Origin of the sequence: Amycolatopsis sp. FBCC-B4732, assembly GCF_023008405.1 — a bacterium.
Taxonomy (GTDB): Bacteria; Actinomycetota; Actinomycetes; order Mycobacteriales; family Pseudonocardiaceae; genus Amycolatopsis; species Amycolatopsis pretoriensis_A.
The window spans coordinates 1338356-1355178 of the sequence record NZ_CP095376.1 but is presented as its reverse complement, the minus strand read 5'-3'; the positions used below and the strand labels follow the sequence as shown (position 1 = coordinate 1355178).

Here is a 16823-nt window from a genome sequence, read left to right as displayed (position 1 = left end):
TCGGGCTGGCTGGGGGTCGCCGTGAGCCTACGTGGCGGGGCGGCCGCGCGCTTGTGCGGGTGGAACCGGTTGGAGTGAAACGACTACCGTGTGCACGGTGAACATCGTGGACACCTACACCGGGCACGTCGAGCCGGGCGGCGACGCCACCCGGCGCACGCTGGACGAGCTGACCATCACCAAGCTGTCCGTCGGCCCGATGGACAACAACACGTACCTGCTGGTGTGCCGGGCGGACAACGAAGCCCTGCTCATCGACGCGGCGAACGACCCGGAGCGCATCTCCGACCTGATCGGCCACGGCCCCGACCGGCCGGCGCTGAAGACGGTCGTGACGACCCACCAGCACCAGGACCACTGGCAGGCACTGGGCGCGGTGGCCGGCGCGAACGGCGCCAACACGGCGGCCCACCCGCTGGACGCCGCGCCGTTGCCGGTGCCACCGGACTTCCTGGTCGAGCACGGCGACACCCTCTCGGTGGGCCAGGTCACCCTTTCGGTGATCCACCTCCGGGGGCACACACCGGGTTCGATCGCCCTGCTGTATCGCGACCCGGCCGGCCACCCGCACCTGTTCACGGGAGACTCGCTCTTCCCGGGCGGCATCGGGCGGACGACGTCCCCGGAGGACTTCCAGTCGCTGCTCGGAGACGTGTCGTCCCGGATCTTCGACGAGCTCCCGGACGAGACGTGGTTCTACCCGGGCCACGGCGACGACTCGACGCTGGGCGCGGAGCGGGCCAAGCTGGCGGAATGGCGCGAGCGCGGCTGGTGACCCATGAGAGGTGACTCACCGAGGCTGGCGGGCTGGCTGGCCGAGTTGTCGGCGTACGCGGACAGCCCGGCCGGCGCGGTGCTGAAGCGGACCTGGAGCTTCCCGGACGACGCGACGAGGGACGAGTTCGTCGCGTCGGTCGAGGAGCGTCCGGACGCCGAGTTCGACCTGGTGCTCCGGCACCTGCTGATGCCTGCGTGCGCGACGCCGGACGACCACTCGAGGCTGGCAGCGGCGCGGGCTACGGGCGCCACGAACGGCGATCCCCACTTCAGGCGGATCGAGGCTTTCTACGCGAACCGCACGGACCAGCCGCCGTGGGCCGGGATCCGGTGGGTGCTGGATCTCCTGCCGGACCACCCGCACTCGGCGTTGCAGGCGACGGAGGCGTACTTCGTGGCCCACGCCCGCTCGATGCCGGCCGCGGTGGCGCACGCGACTGACGATGCCGAAGCGCTGATCCGGGCTCGGTACCTCGGTTTGCCGGCTTCGGCGGAGGCGCGGCGGGAGCTGCTTTTCACGCTGGGTCCAGCGGGGTTCGAGCGGCTGGCCGGGTCGGTGTGTTCCGGCGAGGCGGTCGAGTGCCACCACCAGCGGGTCGGCGTCGACGTCGTGCGGTCGGTGCTCGGGACGACTTCGGGCGGGTGCGTCGTCGTCACGGCGAGCACCTTCACGCGGGCGGCCGAGGAGCTGGCGGCGAAGAGCGGGCGGGTGGAGCTCGTCGACGGGTCGAGGCTCGTGCGCACGCTGGACGAGCACCTCGGGGCGGACTGGCCGCTGCGGCTGGAGCACCTGACGCGGGAGCCGGTGGGGGCAGCCGGATAGCGCCCGGCGAAGGGGGAGGACGGGAATGAACCTCGAAGACGCGTTCAGCGTCGTCGATACGGCGGTGCACCTGCCGGGGCAAAGCGACGACGCCCTGATCCGGCAGCTGCGGAAGCGCAAAGAGTTCAGCCCGCCCCGGAAGGCTCTTTCCCCCGCGGCCGGCCTGGAGGGCGGCATAACCCTCCGTCCGATCGAAGCCCTGCACTGGTTGTCCTACGTGACGCGGCCGCGGTACCACGACGACGTGCTCGACCGGTACCTGTGGTGGGGCCTGCTGCGCTACCTGGGCTTCTTCGCCCACGACTACTCGCACTCGCACTTGCCGAACCTCGCGCTGAGCGCGGCGGGGCGCCGCATTTCCGGCAACCAGCGGCGCGTCACCTCCGAAGAGATGGGGATCGGCTTCGGTGCCGCGCTGGCCGCGCGCTGGTTCGGCAGCACCAGCGCCGCGACCCTGCGCAGCGTGGTCGACATCGATGTGGCCCTCGACGCCCGCTTCGTCTTCGGGCCGAGCTCGGCGGTCCAGCACATCGGCACCCGGCGCGCCGACTACCTCCTCATCGGTGCCGACCGGCGCGACAGCGGTCGTTACGTCCTGCGCGTGCTCGAATGCAAGGGGACGAAGAACGCCGGCAACGCGGTGTCCCAGCTCGCTCGCGCCGTCGGCCAGCTCGACGGGGTCACCGTCGGCGGCCGGGTACCGCAGGGGCTGGCCACCGCCGTGGTCACCGGAGAAAGCCGCACGTCGTACCTGGCGGTGGATCCGGGTGACGACGACGAACCTTCTTACCGCGTGGACGGGGAATCGATCGACCGCGGCCGGAGCTTTCGCCTCGAGTCCGACCGCGTGGACGTCTCGGCGGCCGAGATCGCCAATGCCGCCGTCCGAGCCTCCTGGGCCGTGCTCGCCGACTTCGGCGGCAACCTCGGCGCGATCGAGCGGTGGGCACCCCAGGTGATGCGGAGCCGGATCGAACGGCAGCCACGAGACCGGGTGACGTTCGAGACCCCGGTCGGAACCGCGCGCGGCACCAGCCTCGAGTTCGGCTTCGGCAGCGAACGGCTCACCGTCCGGTACGGCATCGACGAGTCGGTCGACGACCAGCTCACCGACGGGGACGCCGGCGACGTGATGGCGGCGCAACGAGCGTTCACCGACCGGCTCGGGCGGGACAGCGAGCGTCGGGCACCCGAGTCACCCGAGGTGGTCTCCACCACGGCCGACGGGACGATCTTCTCCCTGGTCCGCCGCTGACACGTTCGGAGCAGCCGGGTAACGATCGCGGACACGCGGGCAACTTCCCGGACGAATCGGACGTCCCCCCAAGACCCCAGCGCTGGGGCTTCCACCGGTTCGCTCCGCCAGGAGGCCCACCATGTCCACCACCACCCGCCGCGCGCTCGCCGGTGCCGTCGTCCTGATCGCCGGCACCCTCGCCGCCGCCGCGCCCGCTCAAGCCGCCGATCCCGTGATCCCGGCCATGACGAACATCCGGACCGGGCTCAACCCCGGCTTCGACCGGATCGTGCTCGACCTCAGCTCGGGACCAGCGCCCACCGTCAGCTACCAGCTCGTCGACGAGCTCACCGCCGACCCGAGCGGGGAAATCGTCTGGCTGACCGGCGAATACTTCATCAACGTCTCCGCCACGCCCGCCGCCGCGCACAACGCCGCCGGGCAGCCCACCTACACCGGGCCGCAGAAGTTCCGGACGCGGAACCTCGCCAACGTCATGGCCGTCGCCGTCACCGGGGACTTCGAGGCGCACCTCACCGTCGGGGTCGGGGTGCGGGCGCGGAGCGCGGTGAACGTCTTCACGCTCACCTCGCCCAACCGCGTCGTCATCGACGTAGCGCACTAACCACGCTCGTACGGCGTCTTCTCCCCCGCCTCGACCGCGAACGGCAGGTTGTTGCCCGCCGGCGGGAGGGGGCACGTCGCGAAGTCCGTGAACGCGCACGGGAGGTTCACCGCGCGGTTGAAGTCCAGCGTCACCGAACCGTCCGCTGCCGGCGCGCCGACCGGCAGCGAGCGGTTCGCCGCGTACGTCGTCACGCCGCTCGTCCCGTCGGTGAACAGGATGCTGAAGCCGCCGTCCTTGCCGTTGAACGCCGTCAGCGTGTGCGACTGCCCGTCGCGGGAAAAACGGACCACGCCCGGCGCCGTGTACACGTGGCTGAGCCCCTCCACGACCGCGCCCACGGTCGTCGGCCGCGGCTCGTCGAAGGCCTCGAACCGCCCCGGAAGCACCCAGGAGGGCGAAGGTTCGTACGCCGGGATGCCGTGGAACCCGCGCAGCACCTCGGCCTTCGGGTCGTGCACGCGGATCAGGTAACCGGAGCGGCGGGCCACCTCGATCTCGACGTCGCCCGCCAGCACCCGCGTGCCCGCGCCGCTGTTGACCAGCTCGAACCGCTGTACGTCCGTGATCGGTGCGCCCTCGTACGTCAGCGAAGCGCCGGCCGGGTCGACGTAGGCCGCGTCGGCGTCCTGCCACCAGCGGCCCGGGATGCCGGGGTACTCGCGCGGGGACTCGGTCAGCCAGTCCAGCGACACCAGCGCCAGCCAGCCGTGCGGAGCGGCGAGGTCCTCCTCGCGCCGCGTCTTCCAGTCCTGCCACTCCTGCGTGAACGTGCTCATCGCGAGCCCCTTCCCATCGGCTACGACGGTGCCAACCCGCCACCTGCGCCGGTATTCCGCGTCCCAGTATCCGGACCCGTCCGCAGCCACGCGATTTCGCGCTCGCCGCCCGCCGGGACGACGATCCGCCGGTAGCCCTCGTCGCCGGCGAGGGCGGTGTGGAACCGGTCCGAGACGACCAGCAGCAGGTCCAGCTCCGGCGCCGCCGCGATCGCCGCCTTCAGCTCCTCGGCCGCGCACAGCCACGTCGCCAGCGCCACCGCCGCGCCGCCGAAGTGGGGCGGGCGCAGCACGACGTCGCCGTGGTCGGCCGCCACCCGCAGCCGGAGCCTGCCGAACTCGTTGAGGTGGCGGTTGCGGCGGCCCAGCGCCCCGGCCAGCAGCGCGACGAGCTCCGTCGCGACCCAGCCGTGCGGCACCGTCGGCGGGATGATCACCGTCGTGGCGTCGCCCTCGGCCCGCCGGAACCACGTCGGCGTGCGGTGAGGCACCGGGACGCCCTCGAACACCTCGTCCAGCACCCCGTCGAGGGTGGCGCCGAGGTGCACCGCGCGCGCCGTCCGCCCCCGGCTCGGTGCGACGATCCCGAGCCGGACGACGGTCGCGGTCACCGGATCGGTGCGCACGGCCCGCTCAACCCGCCCCGGGCTCGGCCGACCACTGCAGGCCGTAGCTCAGCCCCTGGTGCAGGTCGTGGAACTCGAGCCCGACCTCGCCGAGGCTGTTGACCGTCAGCGCGTCGCCCGAGTCGGTGCCGTCGTCGATCACGCGGCCGGGCACGCCGTTGAGCCGCCACACCTTCGAGGGCGGGCCGTCGCGGTCGAACCGCACCCGCACCGAGAACTTCTCGCAGCGCCGCAACGGGGTCATGACGTAGTACGGCCGCAGCGACGTGCGCTGCGGCGCGAAGCGGATGCCGTATTCGTGCCGCTGCCCGAGCCGCAGCGGGCTCGGCAGCCGCATGACGAACTGGGCGTGGCTCGCCGAAACCTGGCGCGCCTCGACGATTTCGCCGCCGAACAGCACGTCCGCGGTGATGGCCGGCACCGGGTCGAGGCCCGGGTCGGCGGGTGCGCTGAACGAGAGCACCAGCTCGTCGAGCTCGTCGACCTCCGCGACGATCCGGCGTTCCTCCTGCAGGTCCGGCGGGTCGCGGTCGAGCCGGAGCATCGCCTTCATCGACTCGACGTACCAGCCGGCCAGCGGGTGCAGGTCACGCTCGCGCGGCGGCGCGCCGAGCAGCTCGTCGAGCCGGCGGAACGCGAGGTCGATGCGGCGGCGCGCGGTGCGCGGGTCGCGGTCCAGGACGCTGGCCAGCCACGAGATGCGCCGGTCGAGGAACTCCCCCGCCGCCTCCTCGTGCAGGCCCAGCGCCGCCAGCGCGGCCAGCCGCAGGTCCGCGGGCAGCCGCCCGCACAGCTCCGTCAGCCGCAGCACGACCTTGTGCCGCGCGGCGGCGGGCGGGTCGTCGTCGGCGATCTCGCAGGCGGCCCGCAGGCAGGGGCCGATCCGCTGGTGCAGGTCGGCCGCGTCCAGGCCGCGGCCGCGGCGCAGTTCGTTCAGTTCGCGCACGAACGGGAACGAGTTCTCCGACGTCATCCCACCTCCTTCCGCGCCGCCGGTGGAAAGAGCTGTTGACATTACCAGCGGCCGTCGGCGGCGGTGACGTGACAAATCACGGACACGCGCATTCGCGGAATGCCCGGCCGGCCGGCCCCCCGCGTGCCGGCCGGCCGGGTTCCCTCCGCGGGTCAGTTGGCCCCGAAGATCAGGGCCCAGATCGAGTGGCTCTCCATCACACACACCTCCTCATCGCTGCACCCAGGCCGAGGCGGGAAGCCGCGCGGAGTCGTGGAACGCCGGACTGGCGGGTTCCACCGCGTTTCCGGCCGCCGCGAGGAAACCCGCGACAGCACCGGCCACGAACGCGGCGAAGACCGATTTCACCAGGGTCGAAATCTTGCAGTGGACGTTCACGACGAGCACTCCCCGACCTCGCTCGAAATGAAATTCAGCCGGTGGCATCGCATTTCTTTACCGGCCGGGTTCCAGCATCGCCGGGTCGGAGCGGTCCTCAGATGCCCGCTGTCACGGCCCTTGTGTGCCGTTTGGCTCAGAACGGGCGAAGGCCTGGAGCACACGCAGCTTCCGGATGAGGATCCGGCGGCGGCCGGTCTCGACGATCTCGCGCTCGCGCAGCACGCGCAGCGCCCGGGCGACGGTCCGCCGGGCGGCGCCGACCTGCGCGGCGATGTCGGTCTGCGAGAGCGCGGCCTCGATGACCACGCCCTCCGGGACCGACCGCCCGTGCTCCTCGGCGAGCCGGAGCAGGTGCACCGCGACCCGCCGGGTGACGTCGAGGGCCGCCGAGTCGACCCGGGCGGACTCGGCGTTGCGGAGCCGGGCGGCGACGGTCTTGATCGTCGCGATGGCGATCTCGGGCCGGGCGTGCAGCACGTCGATGAATTGCGCCCCGGTCAGCTGGAAGACGGTGCAGGGCTCGATCGCGCGGACCGACGCCGTCCGCGGGCGCCCGGTCACGGCGGCGAGGTCGCCGAGCACCTCGCCGGGGCCGCGCAGGCCGAAGAGGACCTCGCGGCCGTCCTCGACGATCGCGGACACCCGCACCCAGCCGGCGACCAGCACGTGGACGTGGTCGGACGGGTCGCCCTCCATGAGCACGACGTCGTTCGCCCGGAACCGGCGGCGGGTGCCGCGGGAGAGCAGGTACTCGCGATCGGCGTCGGCGAGGTAGGCCAGGAGCGCCCCCTCGGCCGTGTCGTCGTGCCCGTTCATCGCCCCGAACTCCCGCTCCGCTCCGGATGCCCACCGTAACCCGGCGTGGCGGCGTTGGGCGAGAGCCGGAACCGATAGGGTCGCCGCGTGGACGTGGAGATCTACACCGACGGCGCGTGCAGCGGGAACCCCGGACCGGGCGGCTGGGGCGCGGTGCTGCGCTACGGCAAGCACGAGCGCGAGCTGTACGGCGGCGAAGCCACGCCGACGACGAACAACCGGATGGAGCTGACCGCGCCGATCCGGGCCCTGGAGACGTTGACGCGGCCGTCGCAGGTGCGCGTGTTCACCGACAGCACCTACGTGCGCAACGGGATCACGCAGTGGCTGCCCCGCTGGAAGAACAACGGCTGGCAGACGGCGGCGCGCGAACCGGTCAAGAACGCGGACCTCTGGCAGCGCCTCGACGCGGCGATCGGCGGGCACGAGGTCGAATGGCTGTGGGTCAAGGGCCACGCGGGCCACCCGGAGAACGAGCGCGCCGACCGGCTCGCGGTCCGCGGCGCGCAAGAGGCGCGCGAGAGCGGGAAACCCGTCAACGCCGGTTAGTCTTAGGTAAACCAGTCGCCAGTCACTGTGCGAACCGTCGCCGTCACCATTCCCATCGGAATCCCACGACGGTGTCTTCCATCGACCGAACGAACTTCCTCATCGCGGAATTGATCAGCACAACCGGTCCCTCATCGACCGGCGAGCCTTCAAGATGGTCCGCCCACAGACACCACCAGGCCCGCTGTGGAATCCTGCCGCTGAATTCGACAGCGATGTCGACGTTCTCGGCCCTGGCGAACACCGCCCTCCGCACTTCCGTCAACCCGACGGATCGTCGATCGAAGACAGCCGAGTACTCAAGCGCCGCTGTCTCGTCCTTCTGCAACGGTCGATCGAGCTCGATCTCGACGCTCCTCAGCCCTCCGCCGTACTCGTGGCCTGGCCCGAGCCGCCCGCCGTAGGCGACCTCGATACGCGACGCCTCGGGTTCGTGGTTGAAGAGGTAGATGTCGACACCGTCCTCGATCGCCCGAATGGTGTGAACCGTGCGACGCCTGCGCAGCCACCCATCTCTGACGTCGTACCGTTCAACCAGGTTGACCGTGCGATGCCGTTGCCCTCGGATCATCTCCCGCCTGCTGCACAGGGTATGAGCGATTTCACTGGCCGGCCCATGCCGGCCGTCGTAGATTTCTCGAAGATGCGTCCGGTCCGTCTTCGTCATCTCGAATGCTTCCATGAACCACGTCAGCGTCTCGAGCGAGAGATTTCGTCCGGTCAGGGCGCGACCTACGCGGTCCTTGAGCATGCGCGCAGTAGGTTCGGCCGCCGTGGGGTCTTGTACCCACAAATAGTGTTCGATCACCTTTGCGATCGCAGACTGGTTCAGTTCCCCCGTGACGCGCGAGGACAAGGCACGCCACCTCGCCCGGTAGGCGGGGGATTCAGCAAGAAGCCGACCTAGAAGATCGCCGGCTGCTCGAACGTTGAAGTCAGACTGAGCCACCACAGGCACCTCCACGCTGCACGGCGACGATTGTAGTGGCATCGGAGCTCAGGGAAACACACTTCCGGGTGACCCCTAGGAATCGCGACCTGCAGCAACGCCACTCCTGCGCAGAGTACGGAGCCCTGTGCGACATAGGTGCGACAAAGAGGCGACGACTTGACGCTAGCTTTGGAGCACACCCGCCGACTCGCTCGGAAAGGATCATCGTGGACGACGAGACACCGACGACTCCAGCAGACCCTGAGCACAACCCTGTCGATGAAGCTCCGAATAACGTCGTACGTACGGATTTCGAGCCAAGGGACAAGAAGACAACCGATTCCGTCGAGAACGGACTGGCGGAGCTCAAAGCCATGCAGACGGCCTACGAAGCACTCAGTGCGCTCACCGAGGATGCCCGCAGGCGTGCACTGTCGTGGCTGGTCGAGTCGCTGGGACTTGCCGACGTCACGCTGGCCGGTTCAATCACCAAGCCGTCACCCGAGAGTCCGCCGGCCGAGGACCCCGCGAGCACCGAGCAGAGAAATATCAACGCTCGCGATTTCATGAGCCAGAAGAAGCCGCAATCTCAAGTGGAGCGAATCGCCTGCCTAGCATACTATCTCACCCATTATCGCAACACGCCACATTTCAAATCATCGGACATCGCCGGCCTCAACCTCGAGGCAGCCGGGCAGAAATTTGGCAACCTGCCGAGAGACCTGGACAACGCAGACCGCCAAAGCGGTTACGTGGTGTCAGCTGGACAGGGGGCGAAACAGGTCACCGTCCGCGGAGAGGCAGTTGTTGCGGCCCTCCCGGATCGCGAGGCAGTGAAGGCCGCAGTACGCGACCACCCATACCGACTGAAGCGGACCAGCACCAAAAAGAGTTCAACGGATGAGGCGAGCGATAAGTGATTACTGCTCGAGGCGTACTCGAATCATCCTACGATCACGCTCTCGCCGGAGAGTTGATCGAGGCATACGAAGAAGCGAAGCGCAACTACTTCCTCGGCGGACATCGCCTCAGCGCCGTGGAAGGCGGCAGATTCTGCGAAGCCGCATATCGAATTCTTGAGAACATGACGGGAGGACGCCACACGCCCATTGGGTCGATGCTGGACTCCGAGAAAGTCACCAAAGGGCTGGAATCACTGCGAGCCGCCGATTTTCCGAAGGCCGTACGCATCTACCTACCCCGCGCATTGCGCGTCGTTTACGACATCCGCAACAGTCGAGACGTCGCGCACCTGGCCGACGGAATCGACCCGAACCTTCAGGACGCCACCTTGGTAACGGCCGTGCTGGACTGGGTGATGGCCGAGTTCGTCAGGTTGAGCCGACGCGTCGATGCGGACACCGCCCAGCGGCTAGTCACCGACCTGGTCACGCGCAGGTATCCGGTCGTGCAGATGTTCGGCGAACGACCCAAAGTCCTGAGGGCCGACCTTCGCGCGAGCGACACAGTGCTGGTTCTTCTCTACCACCAAGGAGGGACACCTACGACACTGGCCGAACTCACGGGATGGGTCGCGGACTCGATGCGATCCAACCTGCGCCGGACGGTACGAACACTGGACGACAAAGCCCTGGTGCATCTCGAAGGCAACGAGGTCCTGATCACCCGAGCAGGAGAGCATCTGGTCGAATCACGAAAGTTGCTCGACTTCGACGGCTGTTGAGCTGGTACCGCACGGCTCGCAGCGATCTCCGCCGGTCCGGAGTGGACGGTCGTGGCACAATTCCCCGATGCCTCCCGTCCCGTGCCCGTGCGGTCTCGCCGAGTCCTACGCCGCCTGCTGCGGCCGGTTCCACGACGGCGCGCTTGCCGCGCCGACGGCCGAACTGCTGATGCGGTCGCGGTTCAGCGCGTTCGCCGTGGGCGACACCGGGTACCTGCTGCGGACATGGCACCCGCGCACCCGGCCCCGGCGGCTCGCGCTCGACCCCGCGCAGGAGTGGACGCGGCTGGAAATCCTGGGGCGCACCGGCGGGGGCCTGCTGCACACCGAAGGCACCGTCGAGTTCCGGGCGCACTACCGGCTTCGGGGACGCGACGGCTTCCAGGAGGAGAACAGCCGCTTCCGGCGTGACGACGGCCACTGGGTCTACCTCGACGCCGAAGCCTGAAACCCGTCCCGCGCACCACCTCCGCCGTGCTAAACAGTGCGGCGATGGGAAAACTGACGCGCCGCGCCCGGGCGAGGGCGGACTACCTCGGCTTCCTCGGCGCCCGCGAGTGGCCGCTCGCCGCGTCCGGTCTCGGGGTGCTGCTCGGGGTCGTCACGATCCTGCCGAGCGCGATCGGCGTGGTGCTCTCGATCATCGCGCTCGCCCTCGGCGTCACCACCTTCACCCGGGACGTGCGGCTGCTGCGCCGCCGGTGGGCCGGGTTCGAGTTCACCGCCATCGCGGCGCCGTTCCCGACCGCAGAGCTGCCGCCGCCGCCGGCGTACCCGGAAGCGGCGTACCTCGCCGTGCCCGCCCGGGGAACCGCGCTGGTCAGCGCCGCGATCGACCGCGAACTGTGGGAAGAGCGGCACACGATCGACGTGGCCGAGGAGCCCTACCGGCTGCCGCCGTCCCTCAAGGCGACCGCGCCGCACGTCCTCCCGCTGCGGGCCCGCGGCCGCCTGCTGTTCAACGGTCCCGTCGTCGGCATGCGCGGCGACCCGCTGCCCGCCACCGGAGCGCGGCCCGCGCCGATCCGGCTGCACCGGGCGCGGTTCTTCGACGCCGTCTGCTCGAACGAACTCGGCACGCTCCGCATCACGCGCACCGACACCGGCGAGGAGTACGACCTGCGCAAGGCCGAGCTCACCGACTCCGCGGGCGCGTTGCGCGAGCTGAGCGGCAGCGCGCTGGCCGACCACGTCGGCGTCTCCACGGTCGCCTTCACCACCGACGGCAAGCTCGTCACCGTCCGGCAGTCGACGCTCAACGCCGTGAGCGGGCTGCTGCTCGCGCCGTCGGGCAGCGGCTCGCTCGAACCCCGCGACCTGCGCACGCCGGACGGGGGCGCGCGGCAGGCCCTGCACACCGCGGTCCGCGCCGGGATGGAACGCGAGCTGTGCGAGGAAAGCGGCCTCACCCCCGCCGACATCCGCTCGACGAAGGTGACGGGCTTCGCGCGCTGGATGGACCGCGGCGCCAAGCCGGAGTTCTTCGGGCTGACCGAGCTCGCGGCCGACAGCGCGGAGGTCGCCCGGCGCCGCCCGGTCAGCGGCGAACGGCTCTACAGCGCCGGCCTGACGCTCTTCGACGTCGACCTCGCCGCGATCGGCACCGCACTGGCCGCCGGTGTACCGCTCAGCGAGGCACTGCCGCAACGGCTCTGGGAAGACGGTTCCCTGCCGCTCCTGCTGGCCCTGCGCGCCGCCGCGGCGTGGCGGACCGCCCGGGTTTGACGGGAACGCCCCTGTTCTCCGCGTGATCGGACCGCTACCATCGTCCGCAATTGTTAGGAAAGTTCCCTAACGAAAGTCCGCAGTCCCCCGCCGCCGTGGGTGCCTAGGAGGCGCGCTAGTGAGCTATCGGCAGAAAAGAACCCGGACTCTCCTCGTGGCGGCCTCGCTGGCCGTCGCGGTGAGCGGAGCCACCGTCGCGTCGGCCACCGGGCAGGTCCCGGTGCGAGCGGTCGTCGCGGCCGCGGCCCCGGCCACCGCCGTCCCCGGCTTCCTGATCCAGACGTCGGCGCAGGTGAGCGACGACTCGGCGGTGTCCAAGCCGGGGTACAACACCTCGGGCTGGTACCCGGTCGGCCCGCGCTCGACCGTCTACGCCGGCCTGCTGGCCAACGGCAAGTACGCTGACCCGTTCTACTCCACCAACATGAAGAACGTGCCGACCGGGGACTTTCAGGTCCCTTGGTGGTACCGCACCGACCTCACCGTCACCGACACCACGCAGCGGACGTACCTCGACTTCAGCGGCGTGCTGTCCAAGGCCGACGTCTGGGTCAACGGGACGCGGATCGCGGACAAGTCCCAGGTCAACGGCGCCTACACCCGCCACGACCTGGATATCACCGCGCAGGTGAAGGCGGGCACGAACAGCATCGCGTTCAAGGTCTACCCGAACGACCCGAACAAGGACCTGTCGATGGGCTGGATCGACTGGGCCCAGACCCCGCCGGACCAGAACATGGGCATCGTGCGGGACGTCCTCGTCCGGCGCAGCGGCCCGGTGGCGCTGCGCGGCGGCCACGTCGTGACGAAGCTGACCGGGCTGAGCCACGCCGACCTCACGGTGAAGGCCGACGTCCGCAACGACTCCGCGGCCGCGGTCTCGGCGACGGTGTCCGGCACGGTCGCCGGCAAACCGATCACCCAGACCGTTTCCCTGGCCGCCAAAGAAAAGAAGACCGTCACGTTCGGCGTGGTCGGGATCGACAACCCGCAGGTCTGGTGGCCGGCCGGGATGGGCGGGCAGCCGCTCTACGACCTCGACCTGACCGCGGCCGTCGGCGGAACCGCGTCGGACACCTCGCACTCGAGCTTCGGCGTCCGCCAGGTGACGGCGAACAAGAACGCGAGCGGCGGCCGGGCGTACACGATCAACGGGCGCCCGCTGCTGATCAAGGGCGGCGGCTACTCGCCGGACCTGTTCCTGCGCTGGAACGAGCAGTACGCGGCGGACAAGCTCGCCTACGTCAAGGACCTCGGGCTCAACACCGTGCGCCTGGAAGGGCACATCGAGCCGGACGAGTTCTTCGACCTCGCCGACCGGATGGGCGTGCTGACGCTGCCCGGCTGGGAGTGCTGCGACAAGTGGGAGGGCCAGGTCAACGGCGACGAGAAGGGTGACCCGTGGACCGCCGCGGACTACCCGGTCGCGAAGGCGTCGATGACCGCGGAGGCCGAGCGCCTGCGCGACCACCCGAGCGTCATCTCGTTCCTCATCGGCAGCGACTTCGCCCCGGACGCGACCATCGAGAAGAACTACCTCGACGCGCTGAGCGCCGCGGACTGGCCCACCCCGGTGGTCCCGGCCGCGTCGGCGAAGTCGTCGCCGCAGCTCGGGTCGTCCGGCATGAAGATGAACGGGCCGTACGACTACGTCCCGCCGAACTACTGGTACGACAAGGCGCACACCGACCTCGGCGGCGCGTGGAGCTTCAACTCCGAAACCAGTGCCGGGCCGGACATCCCGACCATGGACACGCTCAAGCGGATGATGTCCTCGAGCGAGCTCGACACGCTGTGGAAGAACCCGTCGGCCACGCAGTACCACCGGTCCTCGTCCTCGACGTTCGGCAACCTGAAGCTGTTCGGCGACGCGCTGGCCGGCCGCTACGGCAAGCCGGCGAACCTCGACGACTACGTCCGGAAGGCGCAGCTGGCGCAGTACGAGAACGTCCGCGCCGAGTTCGAGTCGCACTCGCGCAACTTCAGCGACGGCTCGAACCCGGCCACCGGGATCATCTACTGGATGCTCAACAGCGGCTGGACGTCGCTGCACTGGCAGCTGTTCGACGCCTACCTCGACCAGAACGGCTCCTACTTCGGGGCCAAGAAGGCGAACGAGCCGCTGCACATCCAGTACTCGTACGACACCAAGTCGGTGGTCGTGGTGAACCACAACCACGACGCGGCGTCGGGCCTCACCGCGCGCGTGCAGCTGTTCAACCTGGACGGGACGGCGAAGTACGACCAGTCCAAGGCCGTTTCGGTGGGCGGTGACGGCGCGAAGACGACCGCGCTGACCATCGGCTCGGTGAGCGGGCTGTCGACGACGTACCTGGCGAAGCTGGTGCTCACCGACTCGTCGGGCAAGGAGGTCAGCCGGAACGTGTACTGGCTGTCCACCAAGGCCGACACGCTCGACTGGGGCAACAGCGACTGGTACTACACGCCTCAGTCGGCCTACGCGGACCTGTCCGGCCTGAACGGCCTGGCCCAGGTTCCGCTGGGCTCGACCGCCAGCACGACGACGAACGGCGACGGCACCACCACGACCAAGGTGACGCTGACGAACCCGGCGGCCGGCAAGGTGCCGGCGTTCTTCGTCGACGCGCACGTGGTCGGCGCGGCGGGCGCGCCGGTGCTGCCGGTGCGGTGGACCGACAACCAGGTCACCCTCTGGCCCGGCGAGTCGACGACGCTGACGGCGACGTACCGGACCGCGGACCTCAAGGGCGCCAAGCCGTCCGTGCGGGTCGCGGGCTGGAACACCGGGACGAAGACGATCCCGGCGGACGGCACGGTCACCCCCGGCAACCCCGCCGACTACCAGGCCGAGAACGCCACGATCACCAACGGCGTCGCGGAGTCGAACCACGCCGGCTTCACCGGCACCGGCTTCGTCAACTACGACAACGCGACGGGCAGCGCGGTGGAGTTCACCGTCAACGCGGCTTCGGCCGGCCCCGCGAACGTCGTCCTGCGGTACGCCAACGGCACCACGGTGAACCGGCCGATGGACCTCACGGTGAACGGTACGAAGGTGGCGTCCGCGGTGGCCTTCGGCGGCACGGGCAACTGGGACACGTGGCAGACGGTCACGATCCCGGTCACCTTGACCGCGGGGACGAACAAGATCAAGGCGACCGCGACGACCGCCAACGGCGGCCCGAACGTCGACAAGATCACCGTCTAGCACCTGACCGAGGGCGGCACTTTCACGTGAAAGTGCCGCCCTCGGTCAGGTCCGGAGGAGGCGCTGTCAACCGGCTCCCGGCCGATGGTCCCGGCTCTTCACCGCGGCCAGGCGTCCTGCTTCCGGGTCAGGAGCTGCCATGGCCGCGTCACCGAGCGCAAGACCGAACGAGGGTTGTCGAGCCAGATCCGGACGGGCATCTGAGCTCATCCAGCTGTCTCCGGTTCGCGTGGGCATCGGGGACGAGTACCAGGTCGCAGCCACTCGCCCTTCTGCTACACACGGGCCGATGCACGCCGCCGGCCGCCTCGGTCATTCCCAGAGGAGGCGCTGGGCGCGGTCGGGGTCCGAGACCGTCGTCGAGACGTCGTCGAAGAGATGCGTCACGCGGTCGTCGCCCGTGTAGCGGGGCCAGCCCGGGTCGCCGGTCGCGATGAACCGGACCCAGGCGCCGAACATCTCCGTCGCCATCGCCTGCATGCGCTCGGCCGGGAACGTCCGGCCGGCGAAGAGGAACCGCCAGTTCTTGTTGCGGATGTCGTCGAACGTCAACGGCAGATCCAGCCCGTGCGGCGCGCCGAGGCCCTTGCCGCGCGGGGCGATCCGCCAGTCGAGCCGGTACATCCAGGCGGCCGGCTGCCTCTCGGCGAACCGGATCGCCGGGATCCACCAGTCACCCGCGGTCAGCGCGCGGTTGCGGATCTGCTCTTCGGGCCAGTCGAGCAACTCGCCGTACGCCGAGACGGCCTTCTCGACCTCGGTGGCGTCCAGCATCGTCGACCCGACGCCCAGGAGCTTCGCGCCACCCGACTGCAGCCAGCTGAACAGGTCCTCCTCGTCGGCCGTCGTCCCGATGAGCAGCGGGACCTCGCGGACGGCGTCCAGCGGGCGTTCCGGCAGCAGCTCGTCCCCGACGACCACGCGGTAGGTCACCTTCGTGCCGGACACCGCCGAAACCCGTTGCTGCGCCGCGAGAATCCGCGTCACGGGCAGAGTCGCGAGGTCCTCCGGCGAGACGTCCAGCTCGGCGAGGACCGCCGAAGCGATCGCCGCGCCCTCGGCCGGGGTGTGCACGACCGAGCCGACGCCGGTGCCGCTCTGCACGATCGCCTGGTGGACCAGCCCGCGCGTGGCGGGCACGGCGAGCAGCGTCCCGACCGTGCGGCCGCCGTTGGACTGCCCGGCGAGCGTCACCCGGCCCGGGTCACCCCCGAACGCGCCGACGTTGTCGCGCACCCACCCGAGCGCCGCGACCTGGTCGCGCAGGGACAGGTTCGAGTCGGCGACGCCGGGCAGGTGCAGCATCCCGAGCACGCCGAGCCGGTAGGCGACGGTCACGACCACCACGCCGGCGCGGGCGTACGCGGAGGCGTCGAACTGGTGCGGCGCGCCCATCACGCCGCCGCCACCGTGGATCCAGACGAGCACGGGGTACGAGCCGGGCGCCGCCGGCGCGTAGACGTTCAGGTAGAGGCAGTCCTCGTCGCCGGTGATGCCGCGCCCGGTCAGCTCCGGCTGCGGTGCCCGGGATGCCCACTCGACGGCGTCGCGGAGCCCGGACCAGGGCGGCGCCGGCCGGGGCGCGCGGAACCGCAGCTCCCCCACCGGCGGCTCGGCGTAGGGCACGCCGAGGAAGGTCCTGACCCCGTCCCGCTCGGACCCGCGCAGAGCGCCGGCCGCGGTCTCCACCGTCGTCACGAACCCAGC

17 protein-coding genes are annotated in these 16823 nt (G+C 70.1%); 10 read left to right on the top strand and 7 right to left on the bottom strand.

Translation table 11 applies throughout. The features are described 5' to 3' along the window. Window positions 1-97: 97 nt before the first annotated feature. The 4 genes from MUY14_RS05475 (at window position 98) to MUY14_RS05460 (ending at window position 3462) form a co-directional block, all read left to right on the top strand. Window positions 98-775: an MBL fold metallo-hydrolase gene (locus MUY14_RS05475; RefSeq protein ID WP_247021444.1), complete on the top strand. Its 678-nt coding sequence runs from the start codon at window positions 98-100 to the stop codon at window positions 773-775. A gap of 3 nt (window positions 776-778) precedes the next feature. Beyond that, window positions 779-1600, top strand: coding sequence for a restriction endonuclease (locus MUY14_RS05470; RefSeq protein ID WP_247021442.1), 822 nt, complete (start codon window positions 779-781; stop codon window positions 1598-1600). A 25-nt stretch (window positions 1601-1625) separates the two neighbouring features. Further along, a complete protein-coding gene (locus MUY14_RS05465) occupies window positions 1626-2855 on the top strand; it encodes a hypothetical protein (RefSeq protein WP_247021440.1) in 1230 nt (409 codons plus the stop codon). Between the two features lie 121 nt (window positions 2856-2976). Then, window positions 2977-3462 carry a hypothetical protein gene (locus MUY14_RS05460; RefSeq protein ID WP_247021438.1) on the top strand — a complete coding sequence of 162 codons (486 nt, stop codon included), beginning with the start codon at window positions 2977-2979 and terminating at the stop codon, window positions 3460-3462. On the opposite strand, the gene MUY14_RS05455 is transcribed toward MUY14_RS05460, so the two are convergent. The 5 genes from MUY14_RS05455 to MUY14_RS05435 form a co-directional block, all read right to left on the bottom strand. Further along, complete coding sequence (locus MUY14_RS05455) at window positions 3459-4241, bottom strand: DUF1684 domain-containing protein (RefSeq protein WP_247021436.1); 783 nt, start codon at window positions 4239-4241, stop codon at window positions 3459-3461. The genes MUY14_RS05460 and MUY14_RS05455 overlap by 4 nt on opposite strands. 20 nt (window positions 4242-4261) lie before the next feature. Further along, complete coding sequence (locus MUY14_RS05450) at window positions 4262-4867, bottom strand: hypothetical protein (RefSeq protein ID WP_247021434.1); 606 nt, start codon at window positions 4865-4867, stop codon at window positions 4262-4264. 7 nt (window positions 4868-4874) lie between these two features. After that, window positions 4875-5840: a hypothetical protein gene (locus tag MUY14_RS05445; protein ID WP_247021432.1), complete on the bottom strand. Its 966-nt coding sequence runs from the start codon at window positions 5838-5840 to the stop codon at window positions 4875-4877. Between the two features lie 210 nt (window positions 5841-6050). Then, window positions 6051-6227: a hypothetical protein gene (locus MUY14_RS05440; protein ID WP_247021430.1), complete on the bottom strand. Its 177-nt coding sequence runs from the start codon at window positions 6225-6227 to the stop codon at window positions 6051-6053. A gap of 102 nt (window positions 6228-6329) precedes the next feature. Continuing rightward, window positions 6330-7037, bottom strand: a complete 708-nt coding sequence (locus MUY14_RS05435) for a Crp/Fnr family transcriptional regulator (RefSeq protein ID WP_247021428.1) — start codon at window positions 7035-7037, stop codon at window positions 6330-6332. Between the two features lie 87 nt (window positions 7038-7124). Between MUY14_RS05435 and rnhA the strand changes: the two genes are divergently transcribed. Further along, on the top strand, window positions 7125-7586 hold the full coding sequence (gene rnhA / locus MUY14_RS05430) for a ribonuclease HI (RefSeq protein ID WP_247021426.1): 462 nt from the start codon (window positions 7125-7127) through the stop codon (window positions 7584-7586). Window positions 7587-7629: 43 nt separating this feature from the next. Here the strand turns inward: rnhA and MUY14_RS05425 are convergent, their stop codons facing one another. After that, complete coding sequence (locus MUY14_RS05425; protein ID WP_247021424.1) at window positions 7630-8535, bottom strand: hypothetical protein; 906 nt, start codon at window positions 8533-8535, stop codon at window positions 7630-7632. A gap of 209 nt (window positions 8536-8744) precedes the next feature. Between MUY14_RS05425 and MUY14_RS05420 the strand changes: the two genes are divergently transcribed. From MUY14_RS05420 to MUY14_RS05400, 5 genes are all read left to right on the top strand, one after another. Then, window positions 8745-9437, top strand: coding sequence for a hypothetical protein (locus MUY14_RS05420; protein ID WP_247021422.1), 693 nt, complete (start codon window positions 8745-8747; stop codon window positions 9435-9437). 53 nt (window positions 9438-9490) lie between these two features. Then, window positions 9491-10201, top strand: coding sequence for a hypothetical protein (locus MUY14_RS05415; RefSeq protein ID WP_247021420.1), 711 nt, complete (start codon window positions 9491-9493; stop codon window positions 10199-10201). Between the two features lie 67 nt (window positions 10202-10268). Further along, a complete protein-coding gene (locus MUY14_RS05410) occupies window positions 10269-10649 on the top strand; it encodes a YchJ family protein (protein WP_247021418.1) in 381 nt (126 codons plus the stop codon). Window positions 10650-10693: 44 nt separating this feature from the next. Next, on the top strand, window positions 10694-11926 hold the full coding sequence (locus MUY14_RS05405; RefSeq protein ID WP_247021416.1) for a hypothetical protein: 1233 nt from the start codon (window positions 10694-10696) through the stop codon (window positions 11924-11926). Window positions 11927-12044: 118 nt separating this feature from the next. Next, entirely contained in the window at window positions 12045-15116 is a 3072-nt protein-coding gene (locus MUY14_RS05400) for a glycosyl hydrolase 2 galactose-binding domain-containing protein (protein ID WP_247021414.1), read from the top strand. 312 nt (window positions 15117-15428) lie between these two features. On the opposite strand, the gene MUY14_RS05395 is transcribed toward MUY14_RS05400, so the two are convergent. Beyond that, window positions 15429-16814: a carboxylesterase/lipase family protein gene (locus tag MUY14_RS05395; RefSeq protein ID WP_247021411.1), complete on the bottom strand. Its 1386-nt coding sequence runs from the start codon at window positions 16812-16814 to the stop codon at window positions 15429-15431. Window positions 16815-16823: the final 9 nt, after the last annotated feature.

Excerpts from the sequence above, each read along its gene's own strand:
- MUY14_RS05435 (WP_247021428.1), bottom strand. The coding sequence starts at position 7,037 with ATGAACGGGCACGACGACACGGCCGAGGGGGCGCTCCTGGCCTACCTC.
- MUY14_RS05410 (WP_247021418.1), top strand. The coding sequence starts at position 10,269 with ATGCCTCCCGTCCCGTGCCCGTGCGGTCTCGCCGAGTCCTACGCCGCC.
- MUY14_RS05465 (WP_247021440.1), top strand. The coding sequence starts at position 1,626 with ATGAACCTCGAAGACGCGTTCAGCGTCGTCGATACGGCGGTGCACCTG.
- MUY14_RS05405 (WP_247021416.1), top strand. The coding sequence starts at position 10,694 with ATGGGAAAACTGACGCGCCGCGCCCGGGCGAGGGCGGACTACCTCGGC.
- MUY14_RS05470 (WP_247021442.1), top strand. The coding sequence starts at position 779 with ATGAGAGGTGACTCACCGAGGCTGGCGGGCTGGCTGGCCGAGTTGTCG.
- MUY14_RS05455 (WP_247021436.1), bottom strand. The coding sequence starts at position 4,241 with ATGAGCACGTTCACGCAGGAGTGGCAGGACTGGAAGACGCGGCGCGAG.
- MUY14_RS05445 (WP_247021432.1), bottom strand. The coding sequence starts at position 5,840 with ATGACGTCGGAGAACTCGTTCCCGTTCGTGCGCGAACTGAACGAACTG.
- MUY14_RS05460 (WP_247021438.1), top strand. The coding sequence starts at position 2,977 with ATGTCCACCACCACCCGCCGCGCGCTCGCCGGTGCCGTCGTCCTGATC.